A 20455-nucleotide genomic window follows, 5' to 3' on the forward strand; every position below is an offset into this window, starting at 1 on the left:
AACAAGAGCAAATAACCCAGAGAACAACCCTAAAAATCCGAACAAACAAGCTAAAGCCCTCTGAAATCAGCGGGCTTTCTCACAAGCTACTCAAGATCTTTTGAGGAAAACAAATTACTTCCAGCCAGGAACTGCACTGCCTTTAAACAACTCCCTGGCTTTTTCTTCCACTGCCGGAGTATGGTAAGACTCAACCAGAGTCTGAATGCGAGGATCCCCTTTATTATCCTCACGTGCCACAATCAGATTGACATAAGGTGAGTCCTTACCTTCAACCAGCAGTGCATCTCGCCCTGGCAGCAGACCTGCAGGCACAGAGTAGGTTGAATTGATGAAAGCCAGGTCAACATCATCCAGAGAGCGAGGCAGTTGGGCAGCATCCAACTCAATGAACTGAAGGTTTTTAGGATTTTCAACAATATCAGCCGGTGTCGCTTCAAGATTACTGACGTCTTTGAGTTTAATGAAGCCCCTGTTATCCAGCAGGATCAGTGTACGGCCTTCATTACTTGGATCGTTTGGAATAGCCACTTTGGCTCCATCTTTGAGCTCGCTGATATCCTTGATTTTTCTGGAGTATGCGCCAATCGGATACACAAAAGTATTACCTACAGCCGCCAGCTTGAAACCACGATCACGAATCATGCTGTCCAGATAAGGTCTGTGCTGGAAGGCATTAGCATCAATAGAACCATCTGCCAGAGCCACATTGGGAGAGACGTAATCAGAAAATTCGACCAATTCAACATCCACTCCATGATCTTTTTTAGCAATGTCAGCGGCCACTTTCATAACGTCAGCCTCCGGACCTGCCATAACGCCTACCTTCAAAGGACCTTCCGGGGAATTCTCAGAGCCACACCCCGCCAGCAGGACACTGGCGACCATAAGCACTGCGCCTGCAAGTGCTTTTAATTTATTGACTGCAAACATTCTTCACTTCTCCATTCAACCAGTTCGGGACAAAGCACTGAAACAACCTGTCCCATGCAATGGTTTAATTCACAAACACTCAGCGAGTTCTGTCGTAATAATTTTGCAAACGGTCGCCAATGCTCTGTATCAACTGAACCAGCACAATAAGCACCACCACAGTGGCGAGCATGATGACGCCATCAAAACGCTGGTAGCCATAGCGGATACCCAGGTCACCAAGACCACCACCGCCAATGGCTCCCGCCATGGCCGAATAACTGACCAGGGTCACCAGAGTAATGGTCATACCATTAATCAGCCCGGGACGTGCTTCGGGCAACAATACCCGACTGACAATCTGCAAAGGCGTTGCGCCCATGGATTGGGCTGCCTCCACCAGTCCAGAAGGCACCTCATTGATAGCACCTTCAGCAATACGGGCAACAAAAGGGATAGCTGCCAGGGTCAGCGGCACAATCGCGGCCGTTGTCCCGATAGAGGTTCCTACCAGCAGGCGAGTCAGAGGAATAATCGCTACCAGCAGTATAATAAACGGCACAGAACGTGTAGCGTTAACGACGGCACCCAGCACTGAGTTTAAAGCTGCATTTTCTTTAATACGTCCGGGCTTGGTAATATATAGCAACACACCCAACGGAATACCAAAGAGGAAACTGAGTCCGCCAGAAACTACTGTCATGTAAAGGGTTTCCCAAAGCGCCTTCCCCAGGAGAAGCCAGGAATCAGCTGACATAGCCCACTACCTCCACCTGCACATTGTCTTTAAGAAATTTCATGGAAGCCTCAACGTCTGACTCCTCGCCCATAATTTCTACCATCAGAAACCCCATGGACTTACCATGAACGGTTTCAATGTCAGCTTGCAGAATGACAAAATCAGTACCAAACCGCTTCGCCGCCCGGGTAATCAGGGGCTCCACTACCCGCTGCCCGACAAAGGTAATCCGCACAACCGGCCTTGAGCCTTCTTTTGGCTCTGATTGAAAACGACTTTCCACTTCAGCCGCCGGCTTTTCGTGGATAGCACTGCGGACAAACTCTCTCGCCAGTTCCGTTTCTGGATTCAGGAAAAAAGATTCGACATCATTTTCTTCTATCAGCTGACCATGACTTAGTATCGCAACCCGATCACAAATGGTTTTAACAACATCCATCTCGTGAGTAATAATCAACACAGTGATTTTCAACTCACGATTAATATCCTTCAAAAGTGCCAGAATCGATCGCGTAGTCTGAGGATCCAGTGCCGAGGTAGCTTCATCACACAGGAGAACTCTGGGCTTGCTGGCCAGGGCACGGGCAATAGCCACCCTCTGTTTCTGCCCTCCTGAAAGCTGGGATGGATAGCTGTCCCGCTTTTCTTTCAAACCGGTCAAATCCAGCAGAGGAGCCACCGCCGTTTCTATTTCAGGCTTACTGGCACCGGCCAATTCCAGTGGCAGAGCAATATTCTGATAAACCGTTCGGCTCGACAGTAGATTGAAGTGCTGGAAAATCATCCCTATATTGTGACGAGCCAGGCGCAGGCCCTTTCCGGCCAGATGAGTAAGATCCTGACCGTCCACTATGACCTGACCCGAGCTGGGGTGCTCCAACATATTGACACAGCGAATCAGCGTACTCTTGCCAGCACCACTTGAGCCAATCACACCGTAGATTGACCCTTCCGGGACACTGAGATTAATGTCATCCAGAGCCCTGACCTCCTTGCCTCCTGCTTTAAACACCTTGGTAAGGTTTTTCAGTTCTATCATCATCACTCCTGCCTGATTCAGATACAATCAGTGCATGACTGCCTGAGTTATACTCAGTGAGTTCAATCAGTTCTTCTGCCTTGGCGGGTTGCGTGAGAGCTGGTTATAAATACCTGATCAGGTATCTACTGCCCACTCGAAAGTTTCAGCCTTCAGGTCGATTAAACGACCTCTTTTTCAAGGGCAAAAAAAAACCACCCTGTGCTAAACAGAGTGGTTTTTCATGAATTCGTTCATAAACCCTTCTTTTAGCGGTATTTCTATAGCGCCCGCAAGCCAAGACAAATCAGCGCATCCCTAGGATCGTAATAGACACCAAAACTAAAGTCAACCAGCCGCTACCAGCAGAGCACGCAGGCTCTGCATGACCTGAAAAGATCGATTATCGAACACCGGAAGCAATAGCACTGACACCGGCAATGCTGCAAAGAACCAGCAAGGCATGGCGAATCATTCTTTGATCAATCCGGTGAGATAGATGGGAAGCAATTTTACTCCCCAACAATACGGGTGGAACCAGCATCAGGGCATCCTTAAAGTCATCGAGCCCCACCATGCCACCTGCTGATAAAAATATCAGTGAGATCGCACTGCTGAAAACAAAATAAATGGACATGCTGGCCCGAATTTTGTCCCCGGTTTCATTCTGCATGACCAGAGCTATCGGAGGTCCGCCAATAGATGATGTTGTACCCGTGATGCCAGAAATAACACCGGCAACAAACAAACTGGACCTGGTTGCCCGGACTTTTACAGAAAACAGACTCACAATGACAGCCATAAGAACAGCCACACCTATAAAAAGGCTCATATGCTCTCTGGAGGCCACTACCAGAAGATAAGCTCCCAGCAGTGAGCCCGGAACTCTGCCAGCCACAGCATACTTCATCTCTGCCAGATCCAGTGCCCCCCGATACTTTCTGACCGTCAACAGAGACAGCAACATTGCCATGCAGATCAGAGTGCCCGGCACCAGAGATGGCGCAACAACAAAAAGAATGGGAGCGGCTACCACTGCCATACCAAAACCAATCATGCCCTGGATCAAAGCTCCCAGGAAAACAACGACCATGGCTATTAATTGCGGGTATAGGCTCAGATCCATAACATCACAGAAATATCAAATATATCGAAAGGGGATATAAATATAACCGTTTGTTATGTACAGAATCCACTGTCATTTATACCCATAAGGGGTTTAGCACGACAGTAGACGTTTACCATCCAAACAACTGCCTGTATGAAAGTCACCGGGTCAGGCGCTGACCGTACCAGATGTTTTAATTGATTGTACGTTCAATCAAAAAAAATCAACAAATTGCATAATTTCATTTATTCATTAATCAAGCTCGGAGTTTGGAATATGCACTCCATTAAACGAGTCCTGAGCCTGGAATATGCACTCCATTTTTCATTGTTTCCCGAAGAAAAATTGGCCATTGCGACTGATCCAGTTTAACCGATGGATTCAGCGGTTCAATCAACTTTTTACTTCTGGCCAGGTATTTCTGTTTCTCTTCTTTTGAGAGATGCTTTTTGGAACCAGAACTTATTTCCGAATCAATCTTGCGGCAGAAATGATTATACAACTCCAGGGGATTAGACAAATTACCGGAAATCATCGGAATAATGCACTGACCGACAATACCAGCATCGGTTTCACTCAGTAACTCACTCCAGGGTTTTCCCGAACCGCTGTTCAATTGAAGCAGAATATTTGACAAGTGCTCTCTGCATCGTTCTTTATCATAATTATACGAACTTATATCCCACGTTGGTTTATGGGTATCCAGATCTTCAAGGTTAAATGCAAACTGGCCCAGGGCTTTTCTGGTCCGTTTCAGATATTCGAGTGTATTTTTTATACTGACCACCTCTTCACTCTTCTGCCAATCGTTTTTCATTCTGCCTCGTTGTTTCTGTAGCTGGTTGGAAATAGAGTGTTCAAATTCTTCTTCCCGCTGCTGAAAAAGCCGGGTTACCCTGTAGTACTCATTGTTGAAGGATGCTTTGATCTTTCTCACAACATCGGCAATGGCAATGATTAAATGGATATCCGCATTTTTTAACATACTGGCTCGCACTGCATGATAAAAATCATGCTGCATAAACTCGAGAATCCATTGAGCAACTATGTGGTCAGCAGTTTTTGGCAAAGGGTGACCAGGAAACGGAATAGCCATGTCTCTGAAACCTTTCAACCCGCCGGTTCTGATATCTTCAAGCGAACTGGCCCCGATCACTGGATTGATTTTATGGGCTTCTTCCTGACAAAAACTGTCAATAAAAGCCTGTCGCAACGTGATGGATGGGCATATCACCCAACCAGTCCACCACCAGTCAACTAATAAAACGTTGAAGCTTCTGTTTGACAGGACTTTATACATCGTACGCAGCCCTTTGTCTTTATCTGAGGAATCCGGATACGTGCAGCTCCAGAAACTTGCCTCAACCGGAGGTGCTTTTTCAAGCAAACGCTTCATTTTCTCGATGATGGAACTCACATCAAAAGAAGAACCGTTAAAAAACCACTTTGACCTTTCTAGTGAAAGCGCAATGATGCCCCAGTTGGCTTCATTAGCGTTTCTGTTACCGTCAAACAGCTTGTGATGAACAATTTCAAATGATTTTATATTCCGGATACCTTCCAGGTAAACGCCCTGCAGGGTGACCAGGGTTGCAAATTCATTGCCGCTGATTTTCTTTTCCCGAAATGCACGGAGCGCTGCATAGGCAAAGGTATCAGTTTTAAAAAAGCTGAGGTGTTCATCAGTGATTTGTTCTGGCTTGCGACAACACTGGACAATTTGTTTGAGATGATCTTTGGTAATGGCATTAACCTTTTCCATGATCAATGATTGTTGGTCTGTCTTAATTCTGCGAACAACTTCTTTAAACGCCTTTGCATGGTCATCAGTGCCTGGTAAATCCAGGGGGTTTGAAGATATTCCTTTAACGTCTCTGTCCTTCAAATCCGTTGGAGGACTTGCTGAATATCTCTGGTTACCGGGCAACACAGCATCATCACTCGTGCAGCCAACACATCTGAATGCGCCGGTGATGGTGCGCCAGATAGCACCAACGCGACTTGGCGCAGTATTTTCAGGCCTTAAAGACGCCGGGTATCCGCTTGCCCCGGCTACACAGGAAGGGGTCATAATTCTAACCTCCATGTTAGATTTCTCGCTAATCGTTATAATTTTGACCCGGTAGAGAATAAAAAGTTCCGGGCCATAAGCCACAGAAGTTACTCTTCACTGTTACTTGATAAGATGACTCGGAACCCTGTCAGACTGCTATCCATTCAAGGCCCGTTATGCAAGAATACTTTTCCTGATTGTTTAGCTTTATCTACCAGAAGTCATTTTCATGCCCGATATTTTCGTAGCCGATTATTCAAACCCTGATCATGGTCAGGCCATTATTGAATTGCTCGAGCACTACGCCAGAGACCCGATGGGTGGAGGAATGCCACTAAGCAGCTTCACCAGAGAACATCTGATTCAGGAACTGTCAAAACGTCCTTTCACATTTTCGGTACTTTGTCTGGTTGATGGACAACCAGCCGCTCTGGCCAACTGTCTGGAAGGATTTTCTACTTTTGCCTGCAAACCTCTGATCAATATCCATGATGTGGTCGTTAATGAGTCATTCAGAGGTCAAAGCCTTTGCAGAAAACTTTTCGAAAAAATTGAACAGATCGCCAGAGAAAAAGAGTGCTGCAAAATCACGCTGGAAGTTGTGGAAGGGAATCATGTAGCACAGGCTGCTTACCGAAAGCTTGGCTTCTCGGGTTTCGAACTGGATGAACAGCTCGGACACGCCCTGTTCTGGGAGAAAAAACTCTGACTTCTCACCTTTCGCTCAAAGGCACAGATATGTCCGGAAAATACGTTAAAGTTGGCCAGAAAAATCGCCTGAAAGTCGTCGGTAAAGCAGGCTTCGGCGTATTTCTGGATGGCAGACAGTTTGATGAAATCCTGCTACCCAAAAGGCATGCCCCTGCAGACTGCAATATTGGAGATGAACTGGATGTCTTTGTCTACCTTGACTCCGACGACCATTTGATCGCAACGACAGAAACACCACTGGCCTGTGTTGGTGAGTTTGCAGCGCTGAAAGTCAAAGAAGTCAATCCGATTGGAGCCTTTCTGGACTGGAATCTGGGCAAGGATCTGCTGGTCCCCTTTCGTGAACAAAAAACCCGTATGCGCGAAGGTGGACACTATGTTGTCTATCTCTACCAGGACGAAGAAACAAGACGCATCGTAGGATCCTCAAGGCTGCATAAGTTCATTGATCGCTCAGCAGGAGAGTACCAGAACAGCCAACCTGTATCCCTTTTGATTTACGATAAAACCGACCTTGGCTATATGGCCATTATCAATAACAGACACCAGGGACTGCTTTTCAGCCAGGAAGCAAACGACTCAGTCAAACCGGGTGATAAAGTACAGGGTTATATCAAGCGTATCAGACCGGATGGAAAAATAGACCTCTGTCTGAAAAAGCCCGGCTTTGATCAACAGGCGCTGGACTCTCTCAGTCAACAGATTATGGACAAACTGGCAGTTGCCGGAGGTTTTCTTCCTATGAACGATAAAACCGATCCTGCTGAAATCAAACGGGTCTTCGGAGCCAGCAAACGTGCCTTTAAAATGGCACTGGGTGGGCTGTACAAGCAGCGTCTTATTAAAATTGAAACATCCGGTATCCGCAGCAACCAATGATTAACTTTCTGGCTGCAAGCTTTCTATGGCCCGGAAGATACTGGAAAAATCTTTCTTGCCCATTCCCTCGGAAACATGGCGGTTATAAAGCTCATAAGCAAGGCCACCCAAAGGGGTCATAGCCTCACTGCTAGTGGCAGCCGCCATTGCCAACCCAAGATCTTTCAACATCAGCTCGCTCATAAATCCCGGCTCATAATTCCTGGAGGCCGGAGCGTTTTCCATCAGACCAGGACATGGATTATAAACCTCCAGTACCCAGTTTTTTCCTGAACTGGCCAGCATGATGTTGGAAAGTACCTCTGGGTCAAGGCCATTTTTGGTTCCAAGATTAAGCGCCTCCGAGGTACCAATCATTGAGATGGACAACAACATGTTATTGCAGGCTTTGGCCACTTGACCAGCTCCTGGCCCACCGGCCAGAAAAACATTCTTACCCATGTCCAGAAGTATCGGTTTCACCTTTTCAAACACTTCAGGGTCGGCGGCTCCGCACATAAACGACAGAGTACCTTCAGTCGCACCAGCAACGCCACCGGACACAGGCGCATCAATCATTGACCTCCCTCTCCCGGCAGCAGCAGCCGATAACTTTCTGGCGGTGTCCGCATCAATAGTACTGGTGTCGACAAGAATGGCAGAAGTCGGAGCGGAATCCAGCAAACCCTGATCCAGGTAGAGACTTTCTACATGCTTACTGGCGGGCAACATAGAAATAACAAACCCGGCTCCGGAACATGCCTGCTCTGCACTGGCTGCTGCTCTTGCTCCCAGAGTGGCCAGAGAACTCACTGCCTCGGGAACAAGGTCAAATACACTCACATCGTGACCGCCCCTGATCAGATTAGCCGCCATGGGCGCTCCCATATTACCAAGACCGATAAAGGCTACCGTTGCCATGATCAGCACTCCCGGGTGTTTGTTGTTGTCATGTCAGCGCAATCAAAAAGAGTGATACCCATATAATATGCAGGATTCCGATTGAAACTAAAACCCAGGTATTTAACGACCTGAAGTCTGCTTCAATATATCAGTATCGTCCAGAACTGCACACCCATTGATTATTTTTCACACTATCAGGCCAGGAGCCTGTACTTCAGAATATACTCATCCGCACGTGTACAATCCTGTATATTTCCGACACCCCCCATGAAAGCGAACACTCCGGCCACATCCCCCCTTTAGAGAAACGACTATGATTACCTGTAGATTTTTTCGAGTACGGATAAATACGGTGTAATTAATTACATCATTGTCTTGATTATCCTGAACAAGATGCACACAATCCGCCAATCATAGTTATTAGCTGTAAACTGAACACGATGCGCAAGTACGAAGATTCTCTACCACTCAAATTGCTTAAGGCCAGAGAGGCTGCCATGAGCTTCTTCCGTCCCATGCTGCAAGAACACTCCATTACCGAACAGCAATGGCGTGTGATGCGGGTTCTGAACGACACCGACGAGATGGAGACCAAACAGCTGGCTGATGCCTGCTGCATTCTGAGCCCGAGTCTGACAGGCATTATCCAGCGTCTTGAGCAACAGGATTATGTCAGCCGCCGCAAATCATCAGAAGACCATAGACGTATTTTGGTCAAAGCTACTCCTAAAGCCAGGAAACTGTTGGACGAGATGACCCCTATGGTGGAAAACAGTTATAGCCGTCTAACCGAGGGTTTAAGTCAGGAAAAAATGGAGCGACTGAAAGAACTGCTTGATGAAGTCAGTCTGTTGACCAACTGAGATCTGTTATTTTAATTTTATGATCGGCAGGATATCGGCTGAATAAGCCTGTCAGTTATGTCCTTAGGGCTACAAATCCCCCCCTGTCGATATCGCACTGATCAATATCAACAAATAGACTACTGTGCCTGCATAAGGATAATTAAAACTGCCACCCCCCCCTGCACCTGAACAGGTCAGAATTCATCTTTATTTGATGTAAAATTATTAAACTTCCCCAGAGTAAAATCATAATGAAAACCGTTTTCAGAAGCGCGGTTCTATTTCTGACTCTTGGTAGTTCTTTCACTTTTTCTGCTGGGCGAGTCTTTACTGAAGTGCTGGCTCACAGCACAAGCAGCTGGGATGGTACCCTTCTGAAAAGTGTCATCCTTGAGAACCCTGAAGTCCGTGTACTGCGTATTACCATCGCCCCACGCTCAAGACTGCCCATTCACAAGCACCCTGTTATCAATGCAGGCTACCTGGTTAAAGGTGAATTAACGGTGATTCGATTGTCTGATGGCAAGCAACTGAACTTGAAAGCCGGTGATGCGCTGGTTGAGATGGTAGATGAGTGGCATTACGGAGTGAACACATCGGATGAGCCTGCAGAAATCGTTGTTGTTTATGCCGGTGATGAAGGCCAGGCTATAACGGTGTTTAAAGAAGAAGAAGAACAATAACCTGTGAGTTCTCGCGCTGAAGCAGCCGCTGCCTGCAAACCACTCAAATGACGATCCTCCGGCAGCACGACGTTTCTTGCACTGATTGACCCGATTCCGCAACCGGCCAGAGCGATCGCTTCTGCCGCCCCCTGTAAGCTGAACACAAGAGCCACACCAGAAATTATGCCAGAAAAGTTTCTCGATAGACGAACCCGGCTAAGGTCTAAACTGAGCAGGCTATTGCACTTATTGCTTGAATCCATCTGAGCTCTTTTAGCAAAAAAGGTATAGTCAATGAAGAATTATAATGTTTTTGCGTTGATAATCTTTGTGTTAGGGGTTTTGGCTGCAGTTAATGTTAGCCACAAATATGAAGGCAATCACGAATTGCTCGAGCCGACTTTTCATTATGGCTTTTGGTCGCTTCTTCCCGGATTAGTAACAATAGCCTTGTGCCTGATCACCAGAGAGCCACTAACAGCCTTATTGGGTGGCATCATTGTTGGTGCAATTATGCTCGGTCAATACGATTTGACTGACAAAGTGATTATTCCCAACCTGGCTAAAAAAGGCACTGCATCAATACTATTGTTGTATTTATGGCTTCTTGGCGGCCTCTTGGGGGTTTGGTCCAAAACGGGCGCTGCACAGGCATTTGCCACCTTTATGACCAAACACTTTGTAAAGGGTGAACGTTCCGCAAAAATAGTCGCCTGGCTACTGGGTGTTCTCTTTTTCCAGGGGGGGACAATAAGTACCGTACTGGTAGGTACTACTATACGTCCAATTGCTGATAAAGCGAAAGTCAGCCATGAAGAAATGAGTTACATTGTCGACTCAACGGCTTCTCCGATTGCTTCTGTACTGGCATTCAACGCGTGGCCTACTTACGTGCAGGCATTAATTTTTGTGCCCGGTGTATCATTTCTGGCAACGGAAGCGGATCGTTTAGCTTTTTTCTTTAGCAGTGTGCCTTTCAGCTTTTATAGTATTTTGGCCGTTACCGGAACACTTTTACTGTGTCTGAATATTACTTGTTTTTCCGGTTCCCTCATGAAAAAGGCACATAGAAGGGCTCTGGAAACCGGTCAGCTGGACGCTCCAGGTGCAACACCCCTCAGCACCACCGAACTACAAACACCGAAAGTCCCCGAAAATTACAGGCCGAATGTTCTGGAATTCATTATTCCTCTGGTCAGTCTGATTGCTATCGCTGTCTTAACGTTCATCTACCTGGGCACTCCAAAAGTTAACTGGGCCTTCGGAGTCGCTTTATTGCTCTCTGCTTCCATTGCCATCGCTAAAGGTATGTCATTAACCCATGTCGTTGAAGGTTTTGGTGATGGGTTAAAAGGTGTGGTGGTTGCTTCGGTCATCCTGATGCTTGCGGTGATCATTGGCAGTATCAGCAAGGAAGTTGGCGGAGGATCATATGTCGTGTCGCTACTCGGCGAGCAGCTTCCCTATTGGTTATTGCCGGTAATTTTACAGCTGATGACTATGATCATTGCCTTTTCAACGGGTACCAGCTGGGGAACCTATGCAATCACCTTCCCCCTTACCATGCCTCTTGCCTGGGCCATCGCGCAATCACAGTCATTAGCAAATCCAAAGCTGTTTATGATGGTATGTTTCGCCACAGTATTGAACGGAAGTGTGTTCGGAGATCAATGTTCACCTATATCTGACACAACCATATTAAGCTCGATGACCACTGGCTGTGACCTGATGGATCATGTTAAGTCTCAGATCATTCCGGCAATATTTGCTGCTTCACTAGCGGCTTGTTTATGGACAGCAACCGCCTATTTTTTTGCATAAGTCTTTTACAGTCAGCAAAGCAACCCTGCAGAGAGCTCATGCGTCGAAATCCGGCAGGTAAACGTTCATTCCAGGCGCTCATCAACCTAGCTGTCGAACTTGAGCGACCGTAGCGAGGATTGCGAGAAATTTTTAGACCAATTTATCGCAACCGCACGACTGCATGGATGCAGGAGCTAGAGAAACACAGGAGCAGTTACCGCGTAGGGCAGTCTATTCTCGGTCAGGCTCCTAGCAATTCAGGTGTGTTAGATGAGTTTAAGAAAGCTCTTTTTGGCATCAGTTTTTCTCATATCATTACCTGTATACGCATACCAGGTCTACAAAGTTACGTCTCCCTTATCTTATGAATCATGTTCTTGTGAGACGGCAACCATTTTTAAACTGGATGATCTGCATTTTATGGCACACAGGTGTGGTGGGAGGTATCTGAGCACACGGATTAAGATCGAAAGCTTCGATGTTGAAGCTCAAACGCTTCGAATTCGTATTGGTTCCGTTTGGTATAAAGTTGCAATTCTTGGACAGGAATCAAAATGACCGTAGTAATGTACGACTGTCTCCTTCCGACAATCCGGGTGTGTCAGATGAGTTTGAAGTTACAATTCTTGAAGATTGTTTAATGTGAGAGCCGTGAAGAAGGCACGAAATCAGTGGAGAACAGCGCCACAGTTGCTACATTATTGCGAGTAGCTTTTTATTTTCTGAACAAACCACGACTCCCTCCAGTTGAAAAACCTCGAGAGTCAGACATACCCATGGTGCTGGTAGCCTGCCTCTTCGGAGAAAAACTTTCGCTCGCGCTTCGTAACGGTGAAACCAGATGATGCCGGGAGCCTGAGACAAAAACAGCTTTGAACCGGTATTACCGCCTCCCCGGATCACTGAATGCTGCTGAAGCCCTAAGGGGCGGTATTTCACAGTAAGAGTGCCTACTTCTCATGTCTGAGTTAAAACCTGTAGAACCCGAAATCTGGAACGGATGGGTAGATTACGATGGCGACCCGCAGCAGACACAACGCTGGCACCAGAAGATTAAACCCTTCTCAGAACACTCAGGCTCCAGCGGCCTGGCATTGCTGGGGCTCGCCTGTGATGAAGGCGTCAGGCGCAATCATGGCAGGGTGGGTGCCGCCAATGGCCCGGACCTGATTCGAAAATGCCTCGCCAATCTCCCCTGGAACCGGGACGATGGACTTTATGAGCTGGGTAACGTCCACTGTCAGGATGGCGATCTGGAGGGTGCACAGAATCAATTCAGTCAAACACTGGTGAAAGCCCTCATGGAAGGCTTGCTGCCTGTTGGTCTGGGGGGGGGACACGAAATAGCCTGGGGAAGCTTTAAAGGTCTGGCAGACTTTCTGACCCAGGATCACAAGACCCCCAAAGGATTGAATATTGGCGTGATCAATTTTAATGCCCACTTTGATCTGAGAAAGCCAGAGAAAGGCGCCAGTTCCGGAACCCCCTTCTGGCAGATGGCTCAGTTCTGCGAGCATCAGAATCTCGATTTTCACTGTCTGTGTCTTGGTATCAGCCGCAGCAGTAACATTCAGGCGTTGTTCGAACGGGCCGATGCGCTCAATGTGGCTTACATCACCGATGATCAGATTCATCGGGATAACCTCGATTTTCTGATCGAAGAACTCACTTGTTTCACCTCTATGGTGGATCATGTTTATTTAACCATTGATCTGGATGCCTTTCCCTCTTACCAGGCTCCGGGGGTCAGTGCTCCGGCTGTAAGGGGCATTCCACTGGACCTGACAGCAACCCTTCTGCAGACCATCAAGGACTGCGCAAAAGTCAGGGTAATGGATATTGCTGAATACAACCCTGAATTTGATCAAGACCTGCGCACAGCCAGACTGGCTGCCTGGTTGATTAATCAACTCACCGATCAACCCAACGAATAAAAAGTATGCACCAGGGATCACAGCGACTATTACGCCTTAACAGCTTGGCAACATTGTGCGAGAATCAAGACTCCTAGACAAAGACTTTATGAGCGCATAATGGAGAAACCCCGTCGCATTTGGGTGACCACGTTACTTTTTTCGCTAACGTTTTTTGCCATGGTCACCCTTGTTCCCTGGTACGGTATTACCCATGGTTTTGAACTCCGTGAATGGATCGTTGCCGGCTTAATCCTGATGTTTAATGGCACTGCTATCACTGCTGGCTACCATCGCCTCTGGTCTCACAAGGCCTATGAAGCTCACTGGTCAGTGCGCCTCTGGTTTGCAATCTGGGGTGCCATGGCGATTCAGAACAGCATCATGAACTGGGCTTCTGGTCATCGCCGCCACCACGCCTTTGTCGACGATCACGACAAAGACCCCTACTCTGCAAGTCGTGGTTTCTGGTTCTCCCACATTGGCTGGATGCTTCGTGACTATGACCCAAAAGCCGGTGATTTTTCTAATATCAAGGACCTGCAAAGAGACCCCATTGTAGTCTGGCAGCATAAATACTATGTGCCACTGGTACTGTTGATGAACCTGTTTATACCAACACTGGCAGGATTGCTGATGGGCGATATTATTGCCATGCTTCTTCTGGGCGGGGTATTGAGACTGGTGCTGAGTCATCACTTCACTTTCTTTATCAACTCTCTGGCTCATATCTGGGGCAAGCGCCCTTACACCGATAAAAATACCGCCCGGGATAACGGCATCCTGGCTCTGGTGACCTGGGGTGAGGGTTATCACAACTACCACCATATTTTTCAGTATGATTACCGCAACGGCATACGCTGGTGGCATTTTGATCCCACCAAGTGGCTGATCTTCGGCTTCTCGAAAATCGGCCTGACTGGCAAACTGAAGCGGGTCAGTGATTATCGGATTGAAAAAGCCCGGATCGATATGCAGTACAAATATGCCAGCCAGAAACTGACATGCCAGATTGCCCTGCAAAAGCTGGAAGAACAGTATGAACTGGTGAGCAGCACCTGGCATGACTGGAACAAACTTCGTCAGAAGTGGGTTGAACACAAAGCCCGGGAGCTGAAACAGAACTGGGAAAGCTCAGAGCTTCATAAGCAATATGAAGAGATGAAATCGTCCATGCAGGAACAGCAAAAACGCTGGCAACTGGCTCGTGCAGGTCTGTTAACCTGATCATCAAAATATACCAGTGCCAACCAGGCGTTAGCTCGCGCCAGGTTTGTTGAAGCAGAGTGCCACAATCTTCGCCACAACCTTCGACAAGCCCGGTGCACTGACACCTCACCACTATCCGGGACACTTTCCAACCTCTCTTCAAAGCCCTTGCAGGCTTCGGTCCTCCATAAACCATTTCCATCCAGACTGCCAAAGGTGGCTAAGCTCCCGATAAGAAGCTACGGACGGAGAATTCCGTGAGTTTCGTTAAAGTATTTAAAAGTTTGCTAAAAAGTCACTTGAGTAACGAACCAAAAAATAAATTAAACATTTACAATCCTATTCGGTGAAAGACTGGTCTAATCTGGAGTGTTCATAAATATAAATTTTTGACCGTTCAAGGATACACGTGGCATTAGGTAGCAGAACCGAAGGGAAACTTTCTAAAGGCAAGCTAAAGGCCAGGCATCAATAAATAACGACTGAACTATCTGCGGTAAATTGACTAAATTATTTTCGGGATCCATGGCTATTCTGGGAAAGATCACGGTTTATGTGCTCTTCCTTAACCTGTTTCTGTCCCGTAATTATTGGAACAAATATACCAAATTCGTAGTTTTCCTTCTTTTCTCTTCGACGTTAGCTTCAGCTTCCTCGGGCAGCCTTCTGGAAAATGTCGAACAGGTCAAAAAGTATGAACATTATTTCAAAATGCTGGGAGATATTGCCCAGAGTTCGAGAGAGACCTCTACCACCCGTAATCAATATTGGCGGGTGCATATACTGCGCTCTCGTATTGATCGCACAGAATATATGCTCATCGACCCTGAACTGAGTTCTACTCCTGTGGGTAGCCCTTTGCTGGGATCACCCAAGTCTCCTGACGCTTTCGAACTTCATTCCTTGTCTGCAAGCAACCCATTTTTGGGTAGCAGCCAACACTTTATTTCCTGGCGCATTGACTACCAGAACCATACTCTGGTCAATGGCCCGCCATTTCAAAGAATGGGACTTTCTACCTTCAGGCAACTGAGTGCGAGCGGAAGTCCCATTACGTTTAATCTGGACGATGAGACTTTGCTCAGTGTCAGAATGAGGGTACAGAACCACAGAACCGGAGACCCCAGGCCCAAGCAGAGAACGTTTATTCTTGTGCCCTATGATGCAACTCACACTGCAGCCATGCTCAAGCCAGAACACAAACCCGACCAAACCTTTTTCTGTCACTACATCAACAGTCAAAACTCAACCTGTGAGGTCTGCGTAGAGTTTGAGACTCAGGAAGACGAAAAGAGCATCCATGACCTGAGGACAGCGAGCCACTTTTATGACCCGAGAAGCATTTTCAATAATCCTGTTGAGCAAGAATTATCAGGCGCTCCCTATACTTCCACACTCAGAGATGTTGACTATCAGAGGTTCCTTCAGGTCTTTGAACAAAATATCCATGCTGAATTCCTTAATGTCGAGGACGAAATGAGCGTAGACGTTTCATCAGCATACAAGTCTATAGGACATGCCGATGCCCGAGTGATTGGAAGAGGCCAGTTTTCTGTTGTTTTTACCCTCGATGTTCTGCCCGGCCTGGCTTTGCGACGTTTCCCCGGTTACACGAACAAGAGGGACGCTGACAATTTTCTGCTAACCCACGAAGCAGCACTGAAGCTTTACAAGGAATTGGGTGTCAACCTCGAGCCCACCCGGCTTCTGAGGATCAGAGCCAGAGAGGGTTTTACCATCTACATGATCCAGCGTCACCTGAAAAAAGATGAACTGGCCCAAAATTTCATCGAAGGTTTGCTGGACTTTGGCCCTGATGAAATTGCCATGTCAATCAAATCCCAGGGCAGCATTGGTGAAGTTCACGAGATGGGATACGCAGAAGCGGTTAGCCGCATTCTGCATGCTGTAATCGCCGCCATCTATAAAAACCTGGTTAAACTGGGCAACGAAGATTGTGCCCACAGAATCTGCTGCGATGCCAAACCCGATAACTTTGCCGTTGGCTTTTCATACCGTAAGGAGTGGAAAAGAAACAACCTATACCTTCGTGACGTGATCACTCAGGCTGATCTAACGGATTTTCATCCCTGCTCTCTAGTGTTATTTGATCAATTGCTTTTCGATGGCGGCCCTGAAGCTGCATTGCTCACCTACATCCTGGGCTACAACCCCTACCAGGGGTATCAAGAGAAGATTAAAAACTGGGCTGATGCCAAACAGCTGATTGTTAAATCGCTGGCAAACATTGCCTATCACGCCGGCGATATGGCGTATGAGATCATGCCAGAGCTGGTAGACCGAACGCGTGTGATGCTTCTGGATGAGTGGCAATCCAGCCCGGAACTCAGTCGACGTTATATGGACTACCTGCGTCAGGGCCCCGTTCCACAGTTTGATGCCGGTAAACTGCCATTGGACCGACTGTTCTTTGATCCCGATGAAATTACGGCTGAGAGTGTGATTCAGTATCGAAACAATAGCTCGAGAAATAATCTCAAGCTAAAGCTTCACCACTACCTTTTAAAACTGACCAGAGAGATGCGACCTGAACAGTTCAATCATCAGCTCTATCTACCCGTTGACTATCAACAGGACTGGTGGTTGCGTATCGTGGACAAAAAATACCGGGATGATTTTTCAAAAGCGCTGGAAAGTCGCTTCTCTGAACTGGAAGCCAATCAGACGAATGATAGTGAGCCCAGTAAGGTGGCCAGCGACTTTCTGAGAACACTGGTCAATTCGGTAGCGGCCGACCGCACATTGGTCGATGAAGCAAAATTAAGCCGACTTATCAACTGGCATATAATGGTCGGCAGGATACCCGAGCATGAGCAAGAACAAAGAAAAAAACATGAAGGCGAGTTAAAAAGAATCGAAAGAGACTACCTCATTCGAAGAGTCAACCACTTTTACTCAAGTCGACTCCAAAGCCTGCATAGGAATCAATGGCCAGGCTTGCCGGCTAATAAATTATTTGAATTACAAGCGGTTCGTGCCAATGAAATTTATGAAGACAGCCTGAAAGCTTTCAAAAAGGGATTCAGCAAACTACAACAACTTTTTTGGTCGCACCTGGTAAACCGTCACCAGCCACCCCTGTCAAAAGGCGAGCAGAAACAGCTTGATACCATCAAAAAAGATGAGTGGATACAACAGGTCAATCAGAAGTATTCAGAAAAAATACAAGCCACCCTGTACCGCGCACTAGGAGAGCAAGCTTTCGAAGATAAAATACCGCTATTGGCCAACGACTCCCTGCTTGAGGTACTCATCCGGGAAATTTTATCCGATCCCCGTATTCCTCTGTTTACTGATGAATGCGCTTCTGCCACAGAGCAGGAACGGGATTATATGGTCATCGATGAACCGGACAATGCGCCTGTAAAAAGAAGCAGTTCTCCTGTCAGCCAACAATCAAAACGGGTAGAGCTGACACAGCCGTCCCCGGCCAGTGAATTACTGACAACAGGAAACGGGGCCATTAGCCTTAGCCGAAAAGGCCTTGCCGAGCTGATGAAAAAATGGGGTGTTTACCCTATGGACGTCGTGCAGGCGGAAGCCACGACCTTTCCTGAGGCCTATAGCCGACTGAAATCCCAGAGCTGGGCCAAAGCGTTGAATAATCTTAATACTTCCTTTCCCATTTCTGCGGTTTACCCACTGCCGGAAACCGTCAGATTGCGTTTAAGACCCCGGGTTTATGAACGTCACTACCTGGCCAGAGAGCTCAGACTAATATCCAGCCATGACAAAGTGCAATTTCCAAGTTACACCCACAGGGACACGCTGATTCAAGCGATCAAGGAAGTCATGGAGCATAGAAATCAGAGTCGCGAGCCAAAACCTCTGGTGATTATTGACTTTTCCTCATCTATTGATGAAACGATATCCGGTGCCACCTATCACTCCGCACCTCCACCCTCACCGCCCAGAATCATCGTGATTCAGTCAAGCCCTAGTCCTCACGAGTCCGAAAAATTGAGTCAGGTTAAACAGGTGAGCATCCCCCTTGCACAATTAAACCAATGGATTGTTGAGAACAGAAATTACGACTATCTCCTCAGGATTTTAAGTGTTAGCGATGAAGATCGATGGTTCACCCTCAAACTGCCTGAATCCGTCAAAAGTAAAAGAGACAGAAGAAAAACTCTCACCGATAACCAGATGTTGCGGGATCAATTACCCCCCCCCCTGACTTCGCAGTCGTTCCACCCTTTTAAGCGAACCAAACCGGAAAACCTTCCCCTGACCCCCCATGAATACATAGAGCTGGAACAACGGGGAGTCACGGAATTATCACTGGCAGAACTGACCCGGCTCAGAGCCCGGCAGGCTGCATTACAGGCGAACCTGAATCAGCTGGAACAAGAGGCTGTCAATGCCCTGAAATCACAACGATGGCAAACTGTAAACGTAGCTCCAGACCACTTCTGCCTCTACAACAGCCTGGTTCACTTGTTGAATATGAGGCCTGAAACTGCCAGTAAGCTCATTGACCATATCATCGCCCTGCTGAGAAAACTGGTATTAACCCGACCTGATGGCATGAATTCTCAAATTATTGCCGGCCTGTTTCGAAACATTATCTTTCTGGCTTTAAAAAACAATGTAATCAGCCATCATCTTCTGTTCCAGCTGAGACACCTGCTCTTTAATGATACTCCCCTGCTCAAGAATACGCTCAAAGGATTCCTGAGCCATCTGCCCAGACACCTTCGTGAACATCTGCCTGCGAGCTACCAGGAGACCCTGGACACACTCGACACCATGGATAGCGATGAACTATGGTCCCTCTTGAATCAGCTGATCACCCATTCAGGTAACAATACCGCTCTTGATCTATTGTTAGCGGACCTGATTAACCAATTAGCGGTTTTTGCCGGTCAAACCCAACAAATACAACTGATTAATGACCTGGTTCAGCATCTGAGCAACCAATGGCATCAGGATGGCTCCAGGTTAACGCCTTATATTTTGTTTCTCGGACTGGGAGCCCAGGCCCTTGACGATCTCATGGACAACCCCACTCAGGCTGGCTTACAGATGCTTCAGGGTCTTACGCCTATTCAGCCGGGACAACATATGTGGGGGGATAACAATGTCGTAGAACACCTTCTGATGCCTTTGCTACGCGCAGCGAATACGCCGCTGAACGTCATGATTGTTACTCCTGCCGTTCACAACTTTCAAAACCCGCTGGGTGCCATGTTTATACCGGCAATGGCTGGCAACCCCGCCCTTGGGGCGATGCCGGTGCCCAGCCATGACTCCTCGCAGATCGCAGAATGGCTTGATGATCGGGGCACCATCACACTGTTCCATGGCAATCTGCAAGCGCCACTGATCGCAGATAATTTCATAAACGCTGGCAATCACTGGCAGCCTGTTGTGCGAACACCGCAACCGAAGACATTAGCTCCAGCGGTAAGCCTTAAAACGAAGGACTCCTCTTCTGAACAACAGCCTGTTATCTCTCTCCTTGACATAAAAACCGAGCCTGAATCCCCGCCTCCCCTGTCCGCATTAGGGAGCGATTACTCTGACAATGATGGCATTGAGATCCCTGAAGATTACCTGCCCGGGGACTATGGAAGTCTGATGGCAACAAGGGCACCCAGTGTACTTGAAGGAATTTACTGGGTTCGCTGGCTGGTGATTATTATGACTCTGGTCGTACATAACGTCTCAGACGGATGATGGAAACGAAACATTTAG

Annotated in this window: 14 protein-coding genes; 8 read left to right on the forward strand and 6 right to left on the reverse strand. The window is 47.4% G+C overall.

Annotated features, from left to right (window positions below):
- Positions 1-114 precede the first annotated feature (114 nt).
- The 5 genes from ACOJUN_RS24965 to ACOJUN_RS24985 all read right to left on the reverse strand — a co-directional run bounded on the left by ACOJUN_RS24965 (position 115) and on the right by ACOJUN_RS24985 (position 5848).
- Positions 115-933 (reverse strand): MetQ/NlpA family ABC transporter substrate-binding protein, encoded by an 819-nt coding sequence (locus ACOJUN_RS24965; RefSeq protein ID WP_422134537.1) that lies wholly within the window; start codon positions 931-933, stop codon positions 115-117.
- A gap of 79 nt (positions 934-1012) precedes the next feature.
- Positions 1013-1669: a methionine ABC transporter permease gene (locus ACOJUN_RS24970; protein ID WP_422134538.1), complete on the reverse strand. Its 657-nt coding sequence runs from the start codon at positions 1667-1669 to the stop codon at positions 1013-1015.
- Complete coding sequence (locus tag ACOJUN_RS24975; RefSeq protein WP_422137127.1) at positions 1659-2690, reverse strand: methionine ABC transporter ATP-binding protein; 1032 nt, start codon at positions 2688-2690, stop codon at positions 1659-1661. The genes ACOJUN_RS24970 and ACOJUN_RS24975 overlap by 11 nt, the downstream gene beginning before the upstream one ends.
- A gap of 382 nt (positions 2691-3072) precedes the next feature.
- Entirely contained in the window at positions 3073-3795 is a 723-nt protein-coding gene (locus ACOJUN_RS24980; RefSeq protein WP_422134539.1) for a sulfite exporter TauE/SafE family protein, read from the reverse strand.
- Between the two features lie 268 nt (positions 3796-4063).
- The gene (locus ACOJUN_RS24985) at positions 4064-5848 is read right to left on the reverse strand and encodes a hypothetical protein (RefSeq protein ID WP_422134540.1); all 1785 of its coding nucleotides are present in this window, start codon (positions 5846-5848) and stop codon (positions 4064-4066) included.
- Between the two features lie 211 nt (positions 5849-6059).
- On the opposite strand from ACOJUN_RS24985, the gene ACOJUN_RS24990 reads away from it, so the two are divergent.
- Together ACOJUN_RS24990 and ACOJUN_RS24995 are read left to right on the forward strand one after the other, a co-directional pair.
- On the forward strand, positions 6060-6539 hold the full coding sequence (locus ACOJUN_RS24990) for a GNAT family N-acetyltransferase (RefSeq protein ID WP_422134541.1): 480 nt from the start codon (positions 6060-6062) through the stop codon (positions 6537-6539).
- A gap of 29 nt (positions 6540-6568) precedes the next feature.
- Positions 6569-7420, forward strand: coding sequence for a S1 RNA-binding domain-containing protein (locus ACOJUN_RS24995; RefSeq protein ID WP_422134542.1), 852 nt, complete (start codon positions 6569-6571; stop codon positions 7418-7420).
- Here ACOJUN_RS24995 and mmsB read toward each other — a convergent pair whose 3' ends face one another.
- Positions 7421-8320, reverse strand: a complete 900-nt coding sequence (mmsB, locus tag ACOJUN_RS25000) for a 3-hydroxyisobutyrate dehydrogenase (RefSeq protein WP_422134543.1) — start codon at positions 8318-8320, stop codon at positions 7421-7423.
- A gap of 422 nt (positions 8321-8742) precedes the next feature.
- Here mmsB and hpaR point away from each other — a divergent pair, with 422 nt between their 5' ends.
- From hpaR to ACOJUN_RS25030, 6 genes are all read left to right on the forward strand, one after another.
- Positions 8743-9165 carry a homoprotocatechuate degradation operon regulator HpaR gene (gene hpaR / locus ACOJUN_RS25005; protein ID WP_422134544.1) on the forward strand — a complete coding sequence of 141 codons (423 nt, stop codon included), beginning with the start codon at positions 8743-8745 and terminating at the stop codon, positions 9163-9165.
- Positions 9166-9398: 233 nt separating this feature from the next.
- Positions 9399-9830, forward strand: coding sequence for a cupin domain-containing protein (locus ACOJUN_RS25010; protein WP_422134545.1), 432 nt, complete (start codon positions 9399-9401; stop codon positions 9828-9830).
- Between the two features lie 276 nt (positions 9831-10106).
- Positions 10107-11633, forward strand: a complete 1527-nt coding sequence (locus tag ACOJUN_RS25015) for a Na+/H+ antiporter NhaC family protein (protein ID WP_422134546.1) — start codon at positions 10107-10109, stop codon at positions 11631-11633.
- Between the two features lie 941 nt (positions 11634-12574).
- A complete protein-coding gene (hutG, locus tag ACOJUN_RS25020; protein ID WP_422134547.1) occupies positions 12575-13549 on the forward strand; it encodes a formimidoylglutamase in 975 nt (324 codons plus the stop codon).
- 99 nt (positions 13550-13648) lie between these two features.
- Positions 13649-14755 carry an acyl-CoA desaturase gene (locus tag ACOJUN_RS25025; RefSeq protein ID WP_422134548.1) on the forward strand — a complete coding sequence of 369 codons (1107 nt, stop codon included), beginning with the start codon at positions 13649-13651 and terminating at the stop codon, positions 14753-14755.
- A 483-nt stretch (positions 14756-15238) separates the two neighbouring features.
- Entirely contained in the window at positions 15239-20437 is a 5199-nt protein-coding gene (locus ACOJUN_RS25030; RefSeq protein WP_422134549.1) for a hypothetical protein, read from the forward strand.
- The last annotated feature ends 18 nt before the right edge of the window (positions 20438-20455 follow it).

Source organism: Endozoicomonas sp. ALD040, assembly GCF_049275945.1.
In the GTDB taxonomy this organism is placed as follows: domain Bacteria; phylum Pseudomonadota; class Gammaproteobacteria; order Pseudomonadales; family Endozoicomonadaceae; genus Endozoicomonas_A.